14 protein-coding genes and 1 pseudogene are annotated in these 16,462 nt (G+C 39.0%); all 15 read right to left on the bottom strand.

Features of this window, described 5'->3' with window-relative positions; genetic code table 11:
* Positions 1 to 28: 28 nt before the first annotated feature.
* The 15 genes and pseudogenes from ACTTKV_RS02990 to selA all read right to left on the bottom strand — a co-directional run bounded on the left by ACTTKV_RS02990 (position 29) and on the right by selA (position 16,349).
* A complete protein-coding gene (locus ACTTKV_RS02990; protein WP_442549172.1) occupies positions 29 to 604 on the bottom strand; it encodes a hypothetical protein in 576 nt (191 codons plus the stop codon).
* Positions 605 to 613: 9 nt separating this feature from the next.
* Complete coding sequence (locus tag ACTTKV_RS02985) at positions 614 to 1,108, bottom strand: TlpA family protein disulfide reductase (protein WP_442549171.1); 495 nt, start codon at positions 1,106 to 1,108, stop codon at positions 614 to 616.
* Positions 1,098 to 1,787, bottom strand: coding sequence for an ABC transporter ATP-binding protein (locus tag ACTTKV_RS02980; RefSeq protein WP_442549170.1), 690 nt, complete (start codon positions 1,785 to 1,787; stop codon positions 1,098 to 1,100). The genes ACTTKV_RS02985 and ACTTKV_RS02980 overlap by 11 nt, the downstream gene beginning before the upstream one ends.
* 1 nt (position 1,788) lies before the next feature.
* Complete coding sequence (locus ACTTKV_RS02975) at positions 1,789 to 2,931, bottom strand: ABC transporter permease (protein WP_442549169.1); 1,143 nt, start codon at positions 2,929 to 2,931, stop codon at positions 1,789 to 1,791.
* Positions 2,918 to 4,210: an ABC transporter permease gene (locus tag ACTTKV_RS02970; protein WP_442549168.1), complete on the bottom strand. Its 1,293-nt coding sequence runs from the start codon at positions 4,208 to 4,210 to the stop codon at positions 2,918 to 2,920. Before ACTTKV_RS02970 ends, ACTTKV_RS02975 begins: the two co-directional genes overlap by 14 nt.
* Positions 4,207 to 5,586, bottom strand: a complete 1,380-nt coding sequence (locus tag ACTTKV_RS02965) for a Fe-S-containing protein (RefSeq protein ID WP_442549167.1) — start codon at positions 5,584 to 5,586, stop codon at positions 4,207 to 4,209. Before ACTTKV_RS02965 ends, ACTTKV_RS02970 begins: the two co-directional genes overlap by 4 nt.
* 51 nt (positions 5,587 to 5,637) lie before the next feature.
* Positions 5,638 to 6,159, bottom strand: coding sequence for an iron transporter (locus ACTTKV_RS02960; protein WP_009294901.1), 522 nt, complete (start codon positions 6,157 to 6,159; stop codon positions 5,638 to 5,640).
* 20 nt (positions 6,160 to 6,179) lie between these two features.
* Positions 6,180 to 8,123: an FTR1 family iron permease gene (locus ACTTKV_RS02955; protein ID WP_442549166.1), complete on the bottom strand. Its 1,944-nt coding sequence runs from the start codon at positions 8,121 to 8,123 to the stop codon at positions 6,180 to 6,182.
* A 273-nt stretch (positions 8,124 to 8,396) separates the two neighbouring features.
* Positions 8,397 to 8,957 carry a formate dehydrogenase FDH3 subunit beta gene (gene fdh3B, locus ACTTKV_RS02950; RefSeq protein WP_103624579.1) on the bottom strand — a complete coding sequence of 187 codons (561 nt, stop codon included), beginning with the start codon at positions 8,955 to 8,957 and terminating at the stop codon, positions 8,397 to 8,399.
* 11 nt (positions 8,958 to 8,968) lie between these two features.
* Positions 8,969 to 11,623: a formate dehydrogenase subunit alpha gene (locus tag ACTTKV_RS02945; protein ID WP_442549220.1), complete on the bottom strand. Its 2,655-nt coding sequence runs from the start codon at positions 11,621 to 11,623 to the stop codon at positions 8,969 to 8,971.
* A 60-nt stretch (positions 11,624 to 11,683) separates the two neighbouring features.
* Positions 11,684 to 11,878 (bottom strand): annotated as a pseudogene (locus ACTTKV_RS02940) (hypothetical protein); the annotation flags it as partial.
* 77 nt (positions 11,879 to 11,955) lie between these two features.
* On the bottom strand, positions 11,956 to 12,162 hold the full coding sequence (locus tag ACTTKV_RS02935) for a twin-arginine translocation signal domain-containing protein (protein ID WP_087579573.1): 207 nt from the start codon (positions 12,160 to 12,162) through the stop codon (positions 11,956 to 11,958).
* Between the two features lie 283 nt (positions 12,163 to 12,445).
* On the bottom strand, positions 12,446 to 13,153 hold the full coding sequence (locus tag ACTTKV_RS02930; protein ID WP_442549165.1) for a histidine kinase: 708 nt from the start codon (positions 13,151 to 13,153) through the stop codon (positions 12,446 to 12,448).
* Between the two features lie 53 nt (positions 13,154 to 13,206).
* A complete protein-coding gene (gene selB / locus ACTTKV_RS02925) occupies positions 13,207 to 15,027 on the bottom strand; it encodes a selenocysteine-specific translation elongation factor (RefSeq protein ID WP_442549164.1) in 1,821 nt (606 codons plus the stop codon).
* Entirely contained in the window at positions 15,024 to 16,349 is a 1,326-nt protein-coding gene (gene selA / locus ACTTKV_RS02920) for an L-seryl-tRNA(Sec) selenium transferase (RefSeq protein ID WP_442549163.1), read from the bottom strand. The genes selB and selA overlap by 4 nt, the downstream gene beginning before the upstream one ends.
* Positions 16,350 to 16,462: the final 113 nt, after the last annotated feature.

Below are 16,462 nucleotides of genomic sequence, written 5' to 3'. Positions count from 1 at the left end.
TAGTTATCAAATAAATTTATAAAATTGATTACTTTTGTGAAACGTTATAAAAAAAGCCGACGATCTGTTTTGCTAAACGCTCTTTGAAAAATGGCCAGATGTAGCTTGGTGAATAGACATTGCCTACTTGCATTAAAGAGATATTTGTCGCTTTTTCTCCACCTTTTTTTGGACGCACTAGCACACTTGCTTGCATGTGATAGACATAGCTGCTTGTAGTAAAGTCATCATCGTCATATCCGAATGGAAAAAACATCGAATATCCAAAGCCAAAGCTTGGTCTACCAAAGCCGTATCCCATACCCATGCTAAATTTAGGGTCTCTCTTGGTTATTCGCTCAAAGCCTTGCACGTCGCCAAGGATAATGAAGTCGGCGTTATTAATATTTGGCTCGTTTCTAAAACCAGCCTTTGTAAATTCGCTCAAAATTTCAGCATTTACATCTTGTCCAGTCGCACTATTTTTAAAATTTACATAAACGCTTTTGTTTGACTCACTAAGCGTAAAAAAAATAGGATCGCTCGTTTTGACCGAGATATTTGGCGTACTAGTAGCACATCCGACAAAAAATATAGCTAAGACAAGTAAAAATAAATTTTTCATCTTTCACTCCTACAAGAGCGATCTTATAGCACCTTCAAGTACACTTTTTGGTGTAAGACCGATAAATTTTGATCGCATCTTACCATCTTTATCAAAAAAATAGATAACTGGCACACCCATGACGCCGCCAACTGCCTTACTAAAATAATCCACTGAAACCTTATCACTGGTGGTTTTAAAGGTGATGTTATGCTCTTTTAAAAGCTCAATATCTTTATCAAAGCCTTTGCTAGGCCCTAAAACGCCTATAAATTCCACATCTTTGCCGTATTGTTTTTGGAGTAAATTTAGATCAGGGATCGCAGCCTTACACACTCCGCAGTCAGTGCCAAAGAAGAATAGCATATAAGGCTTGTCGCCTATCTTTAGGCGCTTTTCAGTTGGGAAAAACTGCGTGTCAATGCCACTTGAGTCATTTAGTGTGATGTGGTGTTTCTCATACTGTTTGACGCAGCCCATAACTAGAGCTGCGACCAGGCACAAAAATAGAAACTTAAATTTCATTTGGCACCTTTGGATTTTCAATAGTGCGAATTTTCTCTAGTTTGCCGTGTCTTAGATATACGATCTTATCTCCATACTCGCCAAGATCTGGGTTGTGAGTAACTAGAAGTATCGTTTTTCCGTCTTTTCTTAGCTTGCAAAATAGATCAAGTATGATCCTCTCGTTTGCCTCGTCAAGGTTACCAGTTGGCTCATCTGCTATTAAAATTTCAGGGTCGTTTATGAGTGAGCGCGCGATACAAAGACGTTGCTGCTCGCCACCACTTAGCTGACTTGGTCTGTGTGTGAGCCTGTGAGAGAGACCAACTGCCTCAAGAGCTCTTTTAGCGTCCTCTTCATCAACCGAACTGTGATAATACTGAGCGATCATCACGTTTTCAAGCGCACTAAGATATGGCACTAGGTGAAACTGCTGGAAGATAAGGCCGATCTTTTCACGTCTAAATTTAAGCGTATCATCGGCATTTAGATTGCTCGCATCATCGCCACCAAGCATATAAATGCCACTACTTGGAGTATCCATAAGAGAGAGAATATTTACAAGCGTACTTTTACCACTACCACTTGGTCCCATGACGCTGACCCACTCGCCTTTTTTAACCTCAAAATTTATATCATCAAGTGCTTTAACATCGCCAAAAATTTTACAAATATTTTTTAATTCTAATGCATTTTGCATATCATTCTCCTCTTAATGTATCTGCCATTTTGTTATTAAGTGCCCGTTTGATCGGATAAAATGCTGCAATCGCTGCAAATATGAGCGAAATGACTACAGCCACTGGGATACTTAAAATCCTAAAATCAATACTAGAATCAAATATCGCATATCCTAAAATTTGAGCTAGTAGATAACCTAAAAATGCTCCAACTAACGCCGAAATGAGCGCTGTTGCAAATGTTTCAAAGCCAAATAGTCTTAGCACATCTTTCTTGCTAGCACCTATGGCTCTAAGAAGTGCGATCTCCTTTGAGCGAGATAGCAAAATAGCACTAAGCGTTGTATTTACACACATTGAAGTGATGAGCAAGATAACAAGGCTAACAAGCGCCATTAGTAGCTTTATTTTTTCCAAGATATAGCCCTCAGACTTTGAGACCTTTGCTACTGGCTTTGCCGCTATCTCGTCGTTATTTAGAGAGCTAGCTAGTGATGTTATCTCTTCAAATTTACCAAGCACAACTGCTTCTGCGTAGTTTATCTTGCCAGCTTTGTTTGAAATTTGCTGAGCTAAAGATAGCGATGTGATCAAAAGAGCGTCCTCTTTGTCGCCGCTTGCAACTACGCCTTTTATCTTGACACTTATGCTCTCATTTGAGCCAATAGCACGAATTTCTATGTTATCGCCTGCTTTAAAACCAGCTTGGCGGGCTAGATCGATGCCGATTAGCACGTTTTTATCATCAAAATCAACATTTATCATCGCCCCGTCTCTGACCTCTAAAAATGGCTTAACCTGCTTTAACGTGCTAAATTTAGCACCCATGACGATGGCATTTGTTGGGCCGATGTTTGCCTGAGCAAATAGATACCCGCTCTCGCCAAGAAGCTTATCTTTTGGCACTTTAGCAATCATTTCATTATAAGTTTTTTCACTCATATCATCGCTTGTCGCCATATCTTTTGGAGCAAAGATCATGTTCGCACCATAAGTTTTTAGTTCGCGTGAGACCTTTGAGTCGATGTCTAGATAGACGTTTACAAAGGCGCCACACACGCATGCTCCAAGCAAGATCGAGATCACGATGACCATAACTCTTGATGAGCCGTTTTTTAGACTTTTATAGATCAGGTTGTAAAAGAATTTGCTATTTGCGGTCATATAGCACCTCCGCAGGTAGTAAATTTATGACGTTTCTCATTGGCATTAGCGAGCCAACGACTGAGATAAGCAGGGCAAATGCCACGCTGATTGGTAGCACGATCCAAGCTATGCCTATGCCGTGAGAGAAGATAATGTAAGACATCACGTAGCTTAGAGCGTATCCTAAAAATGCTCCAGTGATGCCTGCAAAAAAGGCAACCACAAGGCTCTCGCTCGCAAAAAGGGCGTAAATTTCAAAGTTACTTGCGCCTATGGCTTTTAAAAGGCCGATCTCTTTTTTGCGGCGGTAAATTTCACTTGTCATAAGCGATGTTATGCCGATGGCTGAAACTACAAGGGCGATGATACTAACGATACCCATTAGGCTTTGAATCTTCTTTACGATGTTACTCTCAGCATCGCTTACTTGAAGGCTAGCCTTTGCGCTAACGTTTGGTAAATTTTCTTCTATCTGGAATGCGATCGATCCAGCATAGGCCGAGCAGTACCATTTGTCGTACTCTGCACTATCAAGGTTGTCTAAATTTCGTCTTGCTTTTAACGATAGGTCGTTTTCTGGAATCGTCATAGCTGAGACTTCAGCCTTTGTGTATGAGCTCACGTGACCTGAGAGTTCGCCAGCAAGTTTAAGTGAGCCAATTAGCTTATGCGTCTCGTCACTTGCACCCTTTAAGATACCAACTATCTTAACCTCTTTTGTAGCGCCGTTGCCACTTAAATTTAGCTTGTCACCAACCTTTAAATTTTTAGCGCCAGCAAGCTCTTCACCAACTAAAATTTCATCCATGCTTTCATCTTTTGGCCAAGTGCCCTCAACGCCCCAAAAGCCGTAAAGTGTCTTTACGCCTGTGCTAAATTCTGGCTCATCTTTTAGGCCAATATTTTTATCAAAATATGTTCCTTCAAAGCCAAATTCTTCGCCTTTTTCATTTTTGACCTTTGTCTCTAAAAACGGTGCAAAAGCAACGATGTTATTTCTCCAAAAGATCTCTTTGATCTTATAAAGTTCAGCTTCTGGGAGTAAATTTTGCGACTTTAGCGGAGTAAAATTTTTACCCTCGATCTCAATGCTTAGACTCTCACCGCGCGGTAAAACGACAATATTTGAGCCATATCCTCTAAGCTCGCTTGCCACTTGGTCGCCAATTTTTAGCGTGATATTTAGCATGCAAGCTATCAAAAGGGCTGCCAAAAGTATCGTGATAAAGGCCATCGTCTTTTGCACCTTTGAGCCCGTGATCGAGCTTTTTATCATTCTTAGTTGCATATTTTTCATTTTAGTGTTCCATTTGTTTCTACGTATTTTTCTGGATTTGCTTCAAATTTCGCCTGAGTTTCGTTGTTTTCAAAGAAATATGTGCGTCCATAGTACAAATACGACCTTGACTCAAGGTTGCTCACCTTTTTGCGGCTAACTGGGTCAACGACCATCTTTTCAACGACTTTACTAAAGAAATTTGATCCATCAACGATAGTTTTGTAATCAACTATAATATTTTTACCGTCAAATGTAAAAGGCATAGGGATCGGGTTACAACCGCCCTCTTTACCAACTGACGGCAAGAAAATTCTGACGTTACAAGAGATGCAGATAAGGTCGTTTCCTTTCTTGATATAGCCCATGTCGCCGCAGATCATGCACGAGTCAAAGACGATGACTGGAGATGGGCGGTCGCTAAAACGGTTTAGCAAGAAAAATCTTATCTGCTTGCCCTCATCTGTGATGTAGGCAAATCTGTGAAGTTCATTATCTTTTAGCATATCAACATCAAATATAAATTTATCTCCCACTGGCTCAACCAAGACCGGCTCTGAAATTTGAGGTGGGCGAGATGCGTAAAGATCAAAATAAAGTGAAAATCCAAGCGCTATTAAAACGCTGCAAAATGCAAATTTTGCATTGTCAAAGACATTTTCTCTAATGGCTTTTGTAAAGCGGTATTTGATAGAGCCAAACGTGCTCTTATCGATACTCTTTGGCACAAAGCAAAGCGCGATGATGCATAAAAGAAGGATCACTGCTATGTAAAAATAGGCACTAAATTCTGTGACATAGATGCCTTTTGCGCTGATAGATAAAATTTGAGAATTTAGCTCGCTACTTATCTTTAAAGCGCCTGCACGCAAAAGCTCAAGTGCAGTTTGTGAGCTTCTATCAACTAGTAAAAATACTAATGTGATAAGAGCTAAAATTTTAGCTACTGATGATGGGATGCTTGCTTTTAAATTTGAAATGAAGAAAAATAAAAATAGTATCAAGATCATCGCAAAGATCATCAAAAAGAAGCTTATGACTGAAAGCGTGTCAAGCAGCTCGCCACCAAATAACGGGAACAAAGCGCTACTTGAGCTATAGCCAAAGCCAAAGCCGATGCCTAAAATAAAAAATGTTACGATTTTTGCTATCTTAAGCTCGAAAAATATCCATAAAATGCTAATGAGTAGAAAAACCAGTGTCACAGAATCTATGAAAATTTTAAACTGGTCATCAACAAGCGCATGACGAGCAGCTTTAAAGATAAGCACACCAGCAACAACACCAAGAAATGACGGTAAAAAGATCGTTTTTAAACTTTTGCCATTGTTATTTAAGGCAGCAAAAAGCGTAAATCCAAGGAGGGCTAAAAAGACCTGATAGAAGTAAATTGACATAACTAAACCCTATGAGAATTTTTAAAAAGGGGCGAGAACGCCCCAAAGTGACTATTTAACAGGACCACCTGTCCATTGAAATTTATAAGTTGTTGTGAAAGGCTCAAACCATTTACCAACACCAGTCTCTTTGTCAGCGTGGCGACCAAAGCCTTGTTTTTCTGGATTGTCGATGTGGAATTTAAGCTCATAGTTACCAACACCTGTATCCATTTTTACGTTAGCGCCGTAGTGTGGGCCATCGCTTGCAACCATTGGCATAAATGTACCTTTTTTAGTTTTACCATTATCAAGGTTTTTTAGCTCATAGTTGATCTTTAGGTATGGGATCCACTCGCCTTCGCCAAAGCCGTTTTTGTTGCCTTTTACAGCGTGGATGTCAGCTTCTAGGTGAAGATCAGCTAAGCTTGGAGCTAGATCAACGCCTTTTGGCTCCATGTCGATTGGCTCAAGATAAACAGCAGCTATCTCCATGCCATTAGCCTCTACAGGCTCGCCGATTGGGTGCTCTCCAGCAAGTGCAAAACCAGCTGCTAGGCTAAGTGCTAGAGCTGAACTAAGAATTTTATTCATATCCTCTCCTTTAAATAAGATTATTTTTTATTTTGTTTTGATTTCATGATAACAATGCCTATAATTAGGGCAAGCACCATAATGATTTGAGGTACTAAACTCTCGTAATATGGCATAAGTCCTAGCCAGTCTCTCATCCAGTCAGGGAAATTTAGTCCTTTTATGATAGTTGGGATGAAAATTTTGCCCTCAACTAGCTCGCCAACGCCCTTGCCAACAAAGACGATCGACATGTAAAAGATTATAGCTGATGTAAATATAAAAAATGGCTTAATAGGAATTTTAACAGCGAAAATTTTAAATAAGAAATAGACTATTAAAAGAACGATAAGACCTACGACAAAGCCAGCTGCGATCATTGAGTAGCCAGCTGAGTCTTTTGCATCAAAGATAAGTGCTTGATAAAATAGCACTGTCTCAGCGCCCTCTCTAAATACCGCTAAAAATACAGTCCACCAAAGCGCCGTGCTTGAGCCACTTGAGATAGACTCAGATACGTGAGATTTGATGTAGTCGTTCCATTTTTTAGCGCCAGCATTTGAAAGAAGCCAGAAGCCAACATAAAATAGAAGTCCCACAGCAACAAGCATCGTGATGCCTTCCATAAGCTCTCTTTTTTGACCTGCTGCCTCGCCAAAGATGATGTTCATTATCCAAGCCATGACAAAGCTTAAGATGACAGCCACGCCAACTGAGCTATATACTACCTTACCCATAGCTTTTGCATTGCCAGTTTTTACAAGATATGCAACGACGGCTGCAACGATGATAAGAGCCTCAAAACCCTCTCTTAAGATGATAGTTAGTGCCCAGATAAATAGCGTCCAAGGTGAGCTTGAACCGCTAGTTTTCTCAAGTGCAGCTGCTAGCTGAGATGACATCTTGCTTGCACTCTCTTCAAGTGTTTTTTCGTCTGCACCTGATTTCATAAGGGCTACAAGGTTACCAAATGTAGCTTCGATAGCTGTTTTTAAATTTACATCTATCGCACCTACTTTGTTCTCCATGCCGCTACCTTCAAACTCATCAAAGTAGATGTCTTGGATATCGCCCATAGCTTTAGCACTATTGCCACCTTTGTAAAGCGCGATGGCTGCTTGAATTTTGTCATTTATGTTTTTAACAGTTTGAGTGTAGTCTGTGCCACTATCTTCGCTGCTATCGCTAGATACTGCACTGCTCATATCAACTTTTGCTAGTTTTACTGTTTCAGCTGGAAGTTTTGCAACGGCATCATAAGCTAACTTTTTGATCTCTTCTAGCTTTACTTTAAAGTCATCTTTGCTTATGCCATTTGTGATGCCACTGATCGCTTCACCCATCTTTCTTTGGATGTCAGCATCTATGCTTTTGCCATTTTCTATATATTGGCGAACGGCGATTTCAAGTTGAGTGTTTCTATAATCATTAAATTTAGCATCTTGGATAGAATTTTTAGCATCATCTTGTTTATCACCCTCGTAGCTTGCTATAGCTTTATCTAGAGCAGCTGATAAATTTTCAAATGCCACCTTCCACTCAGGGATAAATTTAGAAGTGTCATAGCCACTTGCAGCAGCTTGTGCTGGGCTGTCTGAGTACTCACCAACAAGCTTATGACCATTTAAAATAACTGGCAAAACTTCAGCGATTTCGCTATTTATCTGATCTATTCTTTTTTGCACATCATCTGGTGCTTCGCCAGCTTTTATCGCCTTTCTGATCTCGCCAAACTGTTTCTCCATAGAGTAAGCTTTTTTCTGACCTAAATTTATTCTGATGCCAGCTTCGACATCTTCAAACAGACCAAAATAAGCATTTTGAGTATCGCTAACTGCTTGCTCGACATTGCCAGCTCTATACTCTGTTATTACCTTTTGTAATGACTCTTTTATCTGAGCAGCTACTTGCTCGTAGTCTTCGTTTCTTGCCATTAGCCAAACTGGCAACAACATAATAAGCATAAATTTGAAAAATTTACTCATTAATTAAACCACCTGTAAAATATATTTTGCTGGAATATTATCAATCTTTTACTTTGATTAAAATAAAAACGATTATCATAAAATAGGTCAAATTGAAATAACAAATAATTTTTTAAATTTATCTAACGTGAATTTAAAAATTTGTGTTAAAAATGCAAGAATAGCTTTATAAAAAGAGTAATAAATTAAATTTTAAAATTGCTAAGTAAGATAGTTTAGTTTTAGATGAAATATAAAAAATTTAAAGGAGAGCAAAGTGCCCTCCTTTAAACATTAGACTTTTAGTCCTGTATTTCTTAGCATAACGCGTTTGCGGTATACATTTGACACATCAGCTGCATCACCAACCAAAAGTGCATTTGTAGCACAAACTGCTGCACACATAGGCACTTTGCCTTCAGCCATTCTATTTTGGCCATAAAGCTCTCTCTCTTCGTGTGAGTTTGTTGGCTCTGGACCACCTGCACACATAGTACATTTATCCATTACGCCTTTTACGCCAAACGCTCCATCTTTAGGGAACTGTGGTGCACCAAATGGACAAGCATATAGGCAGTATCCACAGCCTATGCATTTATCTTTATCATGAAGCACGATACCATCAGCTCTAATATAGAAGCAATCTACTGGACAAACTTGCTCACAAGGTGCATCAGTACAGTGTTGACATGCGATGGTAGTTGAGACCTCTTTGCCCTCTATACCATCGTGAAGCGTGATGACCTTTCTTCTATAAATTCCAACCGGGAGCTCGTGAGCAGAAGAGCAAGCTACTTGACACCCATAACAACTAATACATCTATTAGTATCTACGAAAAATTTCATTCTTGCCATTTTATCTCTCCTTACTCTTTACCAGTGGCGTCTCTCTCGCCATACTCATGGAAAAACGATTTTGCAAATTTATCTTCTTCAGCCCTTTCTATGCGGCACAGACCCGCGTTAAACTCTGATATTTGAGTAACAGGGTCAAATCCGTAGTTTGTAATCGTGTTGGAGCTCTCGCCGATAACATAAGGCTTAGTGCCCTCTGGATAGCGATCTGAAAGATCAACACCTTGCATAACACCAGCAAAGTTGTAAGGCATACAAATTCTATCTGGAGTTACCATATAGCTGTGATAACATCTCACTTTTATCTTCGTGCCTTGTGGACTGTGGATCCACATCATGTCGCGGTCTTTTATTCCGTGTTTTAGAGCAAGCTCAGGGTGAACGTTAGCAAACATCTCAGGCGTAATAGCTGAGAGATATTTACTCGTTCTTTCGATCATACCAGCACCACTTAGGTTTACGACGCGTTGAGTACTAAACACGATAGGGAACTCTTTTGACCAGTCTTTTGCTTGTTGCTCTGATTTATATTTAGTAGCAACACGGAAATTTCTAGCCTGATCTTCAAATGTTGGATACTTTTGAACAAGATCCCAGCGTGGTGAGTGGATTGGCTCTCTATGTTTTGGAATAGGATCGAGGAATTCCCAAACGATCGCTCTAGCTCTTGCGTTACCATAAGGAACAACGCCTTTTTCACGACACTTTTCTAAAATAATACCGCTGTAATCCATGCTCCAGCTTGGTCCAATCTTAGCTTTTTCCTCTTCTGTTAGGGTTATACCTAAGACTTTTTCGATGTTGTCTCTAGTGATTTGTGGATAGCCGCCTTTTATAGCTGAACCTACAAGCGTAGTCTCTTCACTAGCTAGCTGGCTAACACCATTATGCTCTAGACCAAAGCGATTTCTAAAGCCCGAACCGCCCTCTACATAAGGTTTACTCATATCATAAAGTATCGGCGTGCCTGGGTGTTTTGTGTCCCATGCTGGCCATGGTTTGCCATAGTACTCGCCTTTTACTTCACCGCCAAGACCTATTAGCGTATCTGGGTCAAATTTATCCCAGTTTGCTTGGTGACGTCTAAACATCTCAGCAGTTCTGCCGCCATAACCGATAGAATTTCCAACCCTTGCAATCTCATTTGTCGCATCATCTGGCCATACAAAGTCATCTTTAACTTGTTTTAGCTCTCTATTTACGACAGCCATCTTCATGCCTTTTACATACTCATCGTAAAAGCCAAATTTCTTAGCAAATGCAAACATAACTTCCTGGTCAGCCTTGCTCTCATAAAGTGGATCAACGACTTTAGTTCTCCACTGGCCTGAGCGGTTTGTAGCGTTTACGTGACCTTCATTTTCAAAGGCAGTTGCCACTGGTAGGATATAAACGCCATCTTTTCTATCTGAAAGGATCGCGACCTCGTTTACAAATGGCTCAGCTACAACAATCATATCTAGTTTTGAAGCTGCTTCTTGAATTTTCGCAACGTGTGCCATTGATGTAATACCAGTTCCTTGTACCCAAAGAACTCTTAGTCTGCCATTGCTAAATGTGTTTTCTTCTTTTAAGACGCCTTGCCACCATTTTGAAAGCGACCAGCCCTTTTCATTTCTCCAGTTTCTATCCTCTGGATTTTTAGGATCATGATAATAATACTCTTCAAAAACAGTATTTTTAACCGGTGCTCCGCCTTGCTTTGGCTCTTTTGTAGAAACTGCAAAACGTTTTACAAATTCTTCATAATCAACGCCCCAGCCTTGGCAGTAATATTTCCAGGCTGCATCAGTTAATCCGTAGTACATTGGCAAGCTATCTGAAAGGTTACACATGTCAGTTGAGCCCTGAACGTTGTCATGACCACGGATGATATTACAGCCGCCACCTGGTTTACCCATATTTCCTAAAATTAGTTGCAAGATAGGCAAAATTCTTGTATTTGAGCTACCAACCGAGTGTTGTGTGATACCAAGAGCCCAAATAACAGTGCCTGGTTTTGTATGGGCTATGATGTTTGCAGCCTCTACTAGTCTATCAACTGGCACACCTGTAACATCAGATGTAACTTCAGGCGTCCAATGCTCAGCCTCTTTTACTATCTCGTCAATACCGTACGTTCTATGTTTTATAAATTCTTTATCTTCCCAACCATTTTTAAGAATGATATGAATAAGACCGTATACTAGTGCGATATCAGTACCTGATCTTTGTCTTAGATAAAGGTCAGCGTGTGCAGCTGTTTTTGTAAAGTTTGGATCAGCTACGATCACTTTTGCGTTGTTTCTATCTTTTGCTTGAAGAGTGTGCTTCATTCCGCCAACTGGGTTTGCCACAGCCGGGTTTGCTCCAATTATAAATATACATTTTGAGTTTGCAGCCATATCTCCAAAGTGGTTTGTCATTGCGCCATAACCCCAAGTATTCGCCACACCGGCGACTGTTGCGCTATGTCAAATTCTTGCTACGTGGTCGTTGCTGTTTGTACCCCAAAACGCAGCAAATTTTCTAAAGTAATATGCTTGCTCGTTGTTAAATTTAGCAGATCCAAGGAATATAACGCTATCAGGACCGTCTTCTTTACGGATCTGAAGCATTTTATCACCGATCTCATTTACAGCTTGATCCCATGAAATTCTTTGCCATTTACCATCAACTTTTTTCATAGGATACTTGATGCGTTGTTTGCTATGTGTAAGATCGATCTGATCGATACCCTTCGAACAGTGTGAGCCCTGAGATATTGGGTGGTACATCGCCATATCTTGGCGGATCCAAACACCATCTTTTACCTCAGCCTCGATACCACAGCCTGCTGAACAAATAGAACAAATAGTCCTAACCTTTTTTGAGCCAGGAAAAGGATCTTTTATCTCTTCCGCACTCGCCTCTCTTATCGTATCATTTTTTCCAAAAGCCATTGTGGTGCCAGCACCAAGTGCTGCTAGCTTTAAAAATGAACGTCTCCCTATACGTGCATCACTCATGGTTTTCTCCCTTAATAAGCGATTTTATAGTAGGTTTCCCAATTTTTGCTTTTTTTATAAAGCACCTCTTTTTTGTTAGACTTACCTACGACGACGCCATTGCCATCAGGAGCTAAGTCATCACTAGTTGTTTTTGCTATTGCAGAAACTGCGAGTATTCCGCCAGCAGTACCAACTTTTAGAGATTTCTTTAAAAAATCTCTTCTTGATCCTTGCATTTTTTCTCCTTGCCTCTCAAATCTTAAAAATTTGAGAAATTTGGTTCCGTAATATGTAAAATTTGCATATTTAGAGATACTAAAATATTGCAAAAGCCTATTTCAGGGCTTTTAGAGCCTAGAATTAAACTATGTAAATTTAGCATATTTATAAAATAATAAAAGTAAATATATAATACTAATTATATTTGTTAAGTATTTATTAAAAATATAGTTAAATGTATTTTAAAATTTAAGAATTTTTATTAGTAGTAAATTTCTAGGGAGAGCTCCCTAGAAAATGTTATTTTAGATCGCTTTTATTTATTATAAATGGAACTGATCTAACACCAGCTGAGATGTATTTTTTGCGTAGATCATCGATCTTATCGCTCGCTTCTTTACTAACGCTTTTTTCATCTACATTATAGTCTTCAGCGAAATATTTTCTTAAAATTTTAACCTTATCACTGTCGCTTTTTGCACTTTTAGCTTCTTTGTAGATTAGTGCACTTTTTTGCAATGACGATAGATCGTGCACTGGAGTTAAAATAAGCTCTACATTGTTATCTTTAAGCGTTGTCTCGATCTTAGCTAGCTCAGCTCTACAGTATGGGCACTCTGGATCTGAGAACATAATAATAGTTGGCTTCTTGCTGTCACTACCAAGAGTTATGATGTTTGATTTATCTTCTTCTTTGTAAATTTTAGAAATTCCCTTTGCGGCAACATCTTTTTTCATTTCAGACAAAAACGACTTTTGCTCTTTTAGATCGATCACATCAGGAAAGATGTAGTCACCTTTTGTAAATACGATTTCATCTTGTGAGTTGTCATCTTTACTTAAATTTACAACAACCGCTTCAATATCACCTGCGATTTTATGGCGATCAGTTACCTTGACTTTTATGCCCCCATTAACCATTTCCGAATAAAAATCTTCTATTTGTTTATCACTTGCTGCAATTAGACTAGTTGCTGCAATAATAGAGGCTAAAACCACTTTTTTCATTTTTTTCCTTTTTAAAAATTTGGCGGATTATATTTGCTTTTTGTAAACGAATACTAACCACGAAAAACTCTATCGTTCCCTTGCTTCATTATATCGCTCTCAAGATCAAGCTGCTCTAGATATGCAATGATGTATTTTCTACTAAGATTAAGCTCATCTTTTGCATTTGTGACGTTTACAAATCCATGCACTTTAATGATACCCCTTAGCTTGTCAAGAGCAAGTTTTAGCGAATTTCTAGTTATAAAAAGGTTATGTTCTAGCCTTATGACTCTACCCATTGCGGTGAGTTTTTTAAGAGCACTATCGCCACTTAGCCTATCGATCTCCAACTCATCATATATATTATATGGTGCAGTTGGGGCCAGTTTACCATCTTCTAAAATTTCATAAATTTTCTCTTCGAGCCTTACTTTTAGTTTGCTAATATCAACGCCCTTTTTTGTATAGACACCATCATTTTTAGCGATTAAATTTATGCTCTCGAGCTCATCAAGTGCTTTTTGAGCCAAACTAACGCTAGCCCAAGTAAGCTTCAAGCTTATACTCTGAGCTGAAAAAACAGCAAATTCATTCTTCTCTATCATAAATTTAACCACTGATTTTATCCGTTCGACCGCACTTAGATCGTAAATATTTAACGCCTTTTCATCAACAAAAACAGATGATAGTTTTTTGGCTACATTCACGGCCTCTTCGTGACTTAAACCAAATCTTTGATAAGACGAGATAATGCCAAAGCCATTTTTGTGAGCATCTTTTAGTATAGAAAATGCCTCCACAAAATCATGCTTTAAAAGTGCTGCTAAAAAGAGAATTTTTCCAGCTTTTTTTAGTGGCTCAAGTACAGGGTTTAGTACTCTACCACCACCGATCACTCGTGCGTCTGAAATGAGAACAAAAGTCTCGTCAAATTTCAAAAACATATCGCTTTGAAATTTAAAGGTAACAAAGTAGCTATTATCTTTTTGGCTTAGTATTAGCACCTTTGCAGGGACATTTTTAGCACCCACGCAAAATGTTACACTTTGCGAGTGGATCAAGCTTTTAGCAGTTACGACCGCGTCTACCTCTCTAAAACCTCTAAAGAAGCCTTTTTTGCTAAGTAGCTGCCCCTTTTTTAGCTCGTTAAGCTCCACGCCTGTCAAATTTAGTGCCACGCGGCTGCTAACTCCAGCACGATCTACAAATTCATCATGGCTTTGCACGCTTCTTACGAGCACCTCTTTACCGGAGTCGTAGTTAAAAAGCTTCTCGTTTTTATTAACACTTCCCTCTATCACGGTGCCAGTTACGACGCTACCGATACCTTTTAGGCTAAAAACCCTATCGATGTAGTATCTAAAAACGCCGTCCTCATCGCGTTTTTTAGCCCTTAGTGTAAAGAGATAGTTTCTAAGCTCATCTATACTTACCTTATCTTTTATGCTAATGGCAAAAATTTCTAAAATTTGTAAATTTTTAAATTTAGAAATTTCCTCTCTTATCTCTTTTTTTCTTAAATTTATAGTCACTTCATCTACGAGGTCGCACTTTGTAAGCGCCACTATCAAGGACTTCACGCCAAGGAGATTTAAAATTTCAAGGTGCTCCAAGCTTTGAGGCATAAGCCCGTCATTTGCAGCCACTACGAATAAGCACGCATCAAAGCCGTACGCACCGCTTATCATTGTTTTTATTAGATTTTCATGCCCAGGCACGTCGATAAAGGCGATATTTTCGCTGTTTTTGCTTAAATTTGAAAAACTTAGATCGATCGTTATGCCACGCTTTTTCTCCTCTTCAAGGTTGTCTCCCTCAAAGCCGTTTAGCTCCTTTATAAGTGCGGTTTTCCCGTGGTCGATATGTCCTGCTGTTCCTATTATTAGACTCATTTTTCTTCCGTTTCATTTATTATTTTTATTAGCATCTCTACATCATCATCCAAAAGCGATCTTAGATCAAGCATAAATTTATCATTTTCTATTCGGCCGATCACCTTTTTTTGCCTAAATTTTTGCTCATTTAAAACTGCGTCACCACTAACCGCCAAAGCCACGCTTGGGATCTTTTTGTTTGGCATCGCCCCGCCTCCTACAAAGGTTTGTGTGCGAATGATTTCTAGTGGTGTTTTTAAATTTTTATTTATAAAATTTGCTAAATTTTCAAGCTCTTTTACACTTTTGTGAAGCAGTTTTTGTGTTGTGATTAGCTCAAATTCTTTGTTTAGATAAGCTTTCATGCTCTCAGCTAAAAGCGAGATGATCACCTTATCAACACGAAGCATTCTTAAAAGCTGGTTCTTCCTAAGTTTTGCTATAAGCTCTTTTTTACCAACTATGATGCCACACTGCACCGTGCCAAGGAGCTTATCACCGCTAAAACTAACTAGCGAAACGTCTCTTAAGTGTTTTAAATCTGGCTCATTTTTGTCTAGATTAAACGGTAAATTTCCATAAAAACCGCTGCCAAGATCAAAATAATCTATCAAATTTTGCTCACGCGCTAGCTTGCTTAGTTCATTTGCCGTGGCCTCTTCACTAAAACCAACTATGTCAAAATTTGAGCGGTGCACTTTTACAAGCATTGCAGTATCTTCACAAATCGCCGACTCGTAGTCTTTAAGTCTAGTTTTATTTGTTGTGCCAACCTCTTTTAAAAAGCAACCTGCATTTGCCATCACCTCAGGCACTCTAAAACTACCGCCTATCTCGACAAGCTCGCCTCTACTAACGACTACCTCCCTGCCCTTTGCAAAGGTATTTAGCACTAAAAACACAGCGCTTGCGTTGTTATTTACGACGATGGCATCTTCAAAGCCAAATGCTCTAGCGATCAGCGAGCCGATATAGTCATATCTGTTGCCACGACTGCCCGTTTCTAGGTTATATTCAAGGTTAGAATATCCTGTAATAACAGGCGTTGCACGGTTTAAAATTTCTTTATCGATTACGCTTCTAGCAAGATTTGTGTGGATAGTGATACCAGTTAAATTTAGAACTCTTTGAAGACTTGATTTGTTGAATTTATAGTACTCATTTAGGATCAAATTTATTATTTCTTCGCTACTAAAGTTTGCGTTTTCATTTAAAATTTTAGCCCTTACTTCGTCTAAAATTTGTCTTGCAAGCATTGTGACTAAACTCACGTTAAGCCCCGAAAATGCTTCGTTTTTTATGATCTTATCAACTTGTGGAATATTTCTTAAATCGTTCAATTTCTGCTCCTAGTAAGTTAGTTTTACCAAGACATGATTCTAACATAAAAAATATTATAAATTAAAACTTAGAGCAAAAAAGAACATATAAAATTCAGAGTCTATTAATCCCA

It is taken from the genome of Campylobacter sp. (assembly GCF_052169515.1).
Classification (GTDB): Bacteria; Campylobacterota; Campylobacteria; order Campylobacterales; family Campylobacteraceae; genus Campylobacter_A.
Note: the sequence above shows the minus strand (reverse complement) of the source record. Positions and strands in the feature narration are given on the sequence as shown.

Excerpts from the sequence above, each read along its gene's own strand:
- ACTTKV_RS02965 (WP_442549167.1), bottom strand. The coding sequence starts at position 5,586 with ATGTCAATTTACTTCTATCAGGTCTTTTTAGCCCTCCTTGGATTTACG.
- ACTTKV_RS02980 (WP_442549170.1), bottom strand. The coding sequence starts at position 1,787 with ATGCAAAATGCATTAGAATTAAAAAATATTTGTAAAATTTTTGGCGAT.
- ACTTKV_RS02930 (WP_442549165.1), bottom strand. The coding sequence starts at position 13,153 with ATGAAAAAAGTGGTTTTAGCCTCTATTATTGCAGCAACTAGTCTAATT.
- ACTTKV_RS02975 (WP_442549169.1), bottom strand. The coding sequence starts at position 2,931 with ATGACCGCAAATAGCAAATTCTTTTACAACCTGATCTATAAAAGTCTA.
- selB (WP_442549164.1), bottom strand. The coding sequence starts at position 15,027 with ATGAGTCTAATAATAGGAACAGCAGGACATATCGACCACGGGAAAACC.
- ACTTKV_RS02985 (WP_442549171.1), bottom strand. The coding sequence starts at position 1,108 with ATGAAATTTAAGTTTCTATTTTTGTGCCTGGTCGCAGCTCTAGTTATG.
- ACTTKV_RS02960 (WP_009294901.1), bottom strand. The coding sequence starts at position 6,159 with ATGAATAAAATTCTTAGTTCAGCTCTAGCACTTAGCCTAGCAGCTGGT.
- ACTTKV_RS02955 (WP_442549166.1), bottom strand. The coding sequence starts at position 8,123 with ATGAGTAAATTTTTCAAATTTATGCTTATTATGTTGTTGCCAGTTTGG.
- fdh3B (WP_103624579.1), bottom strand. The coding sequence starts at position 8,957 with ATGGCAAGAATGAAATTTTTCGTAGATACTAATAGATGTATTAGTTGT.
- ACTTKV_RS02935 (WP_087579573.1), bottom strand. The coding sequence starts at position 12,162 with ATGCAAGGATCAAGAAGAGATTTTTTAAAGAAATCTCTAAAAGTTGGT.
- ACTTKV_RS02990 (WP_442549172.1), bottom strand. The coding sequence starts at position 604 with ATGAAAAATTTATTTTTACTTGTCTTAGCTATATTTTTTGTCGGATGT.
- ACTTKV_RS02970 (WP_442549168.1), bottom strand. The coding sequence starts at position 4,210 with ATGAAAAATATGCAACTAAGAATGATAAAAAGCTCGATCACGGGCTCA.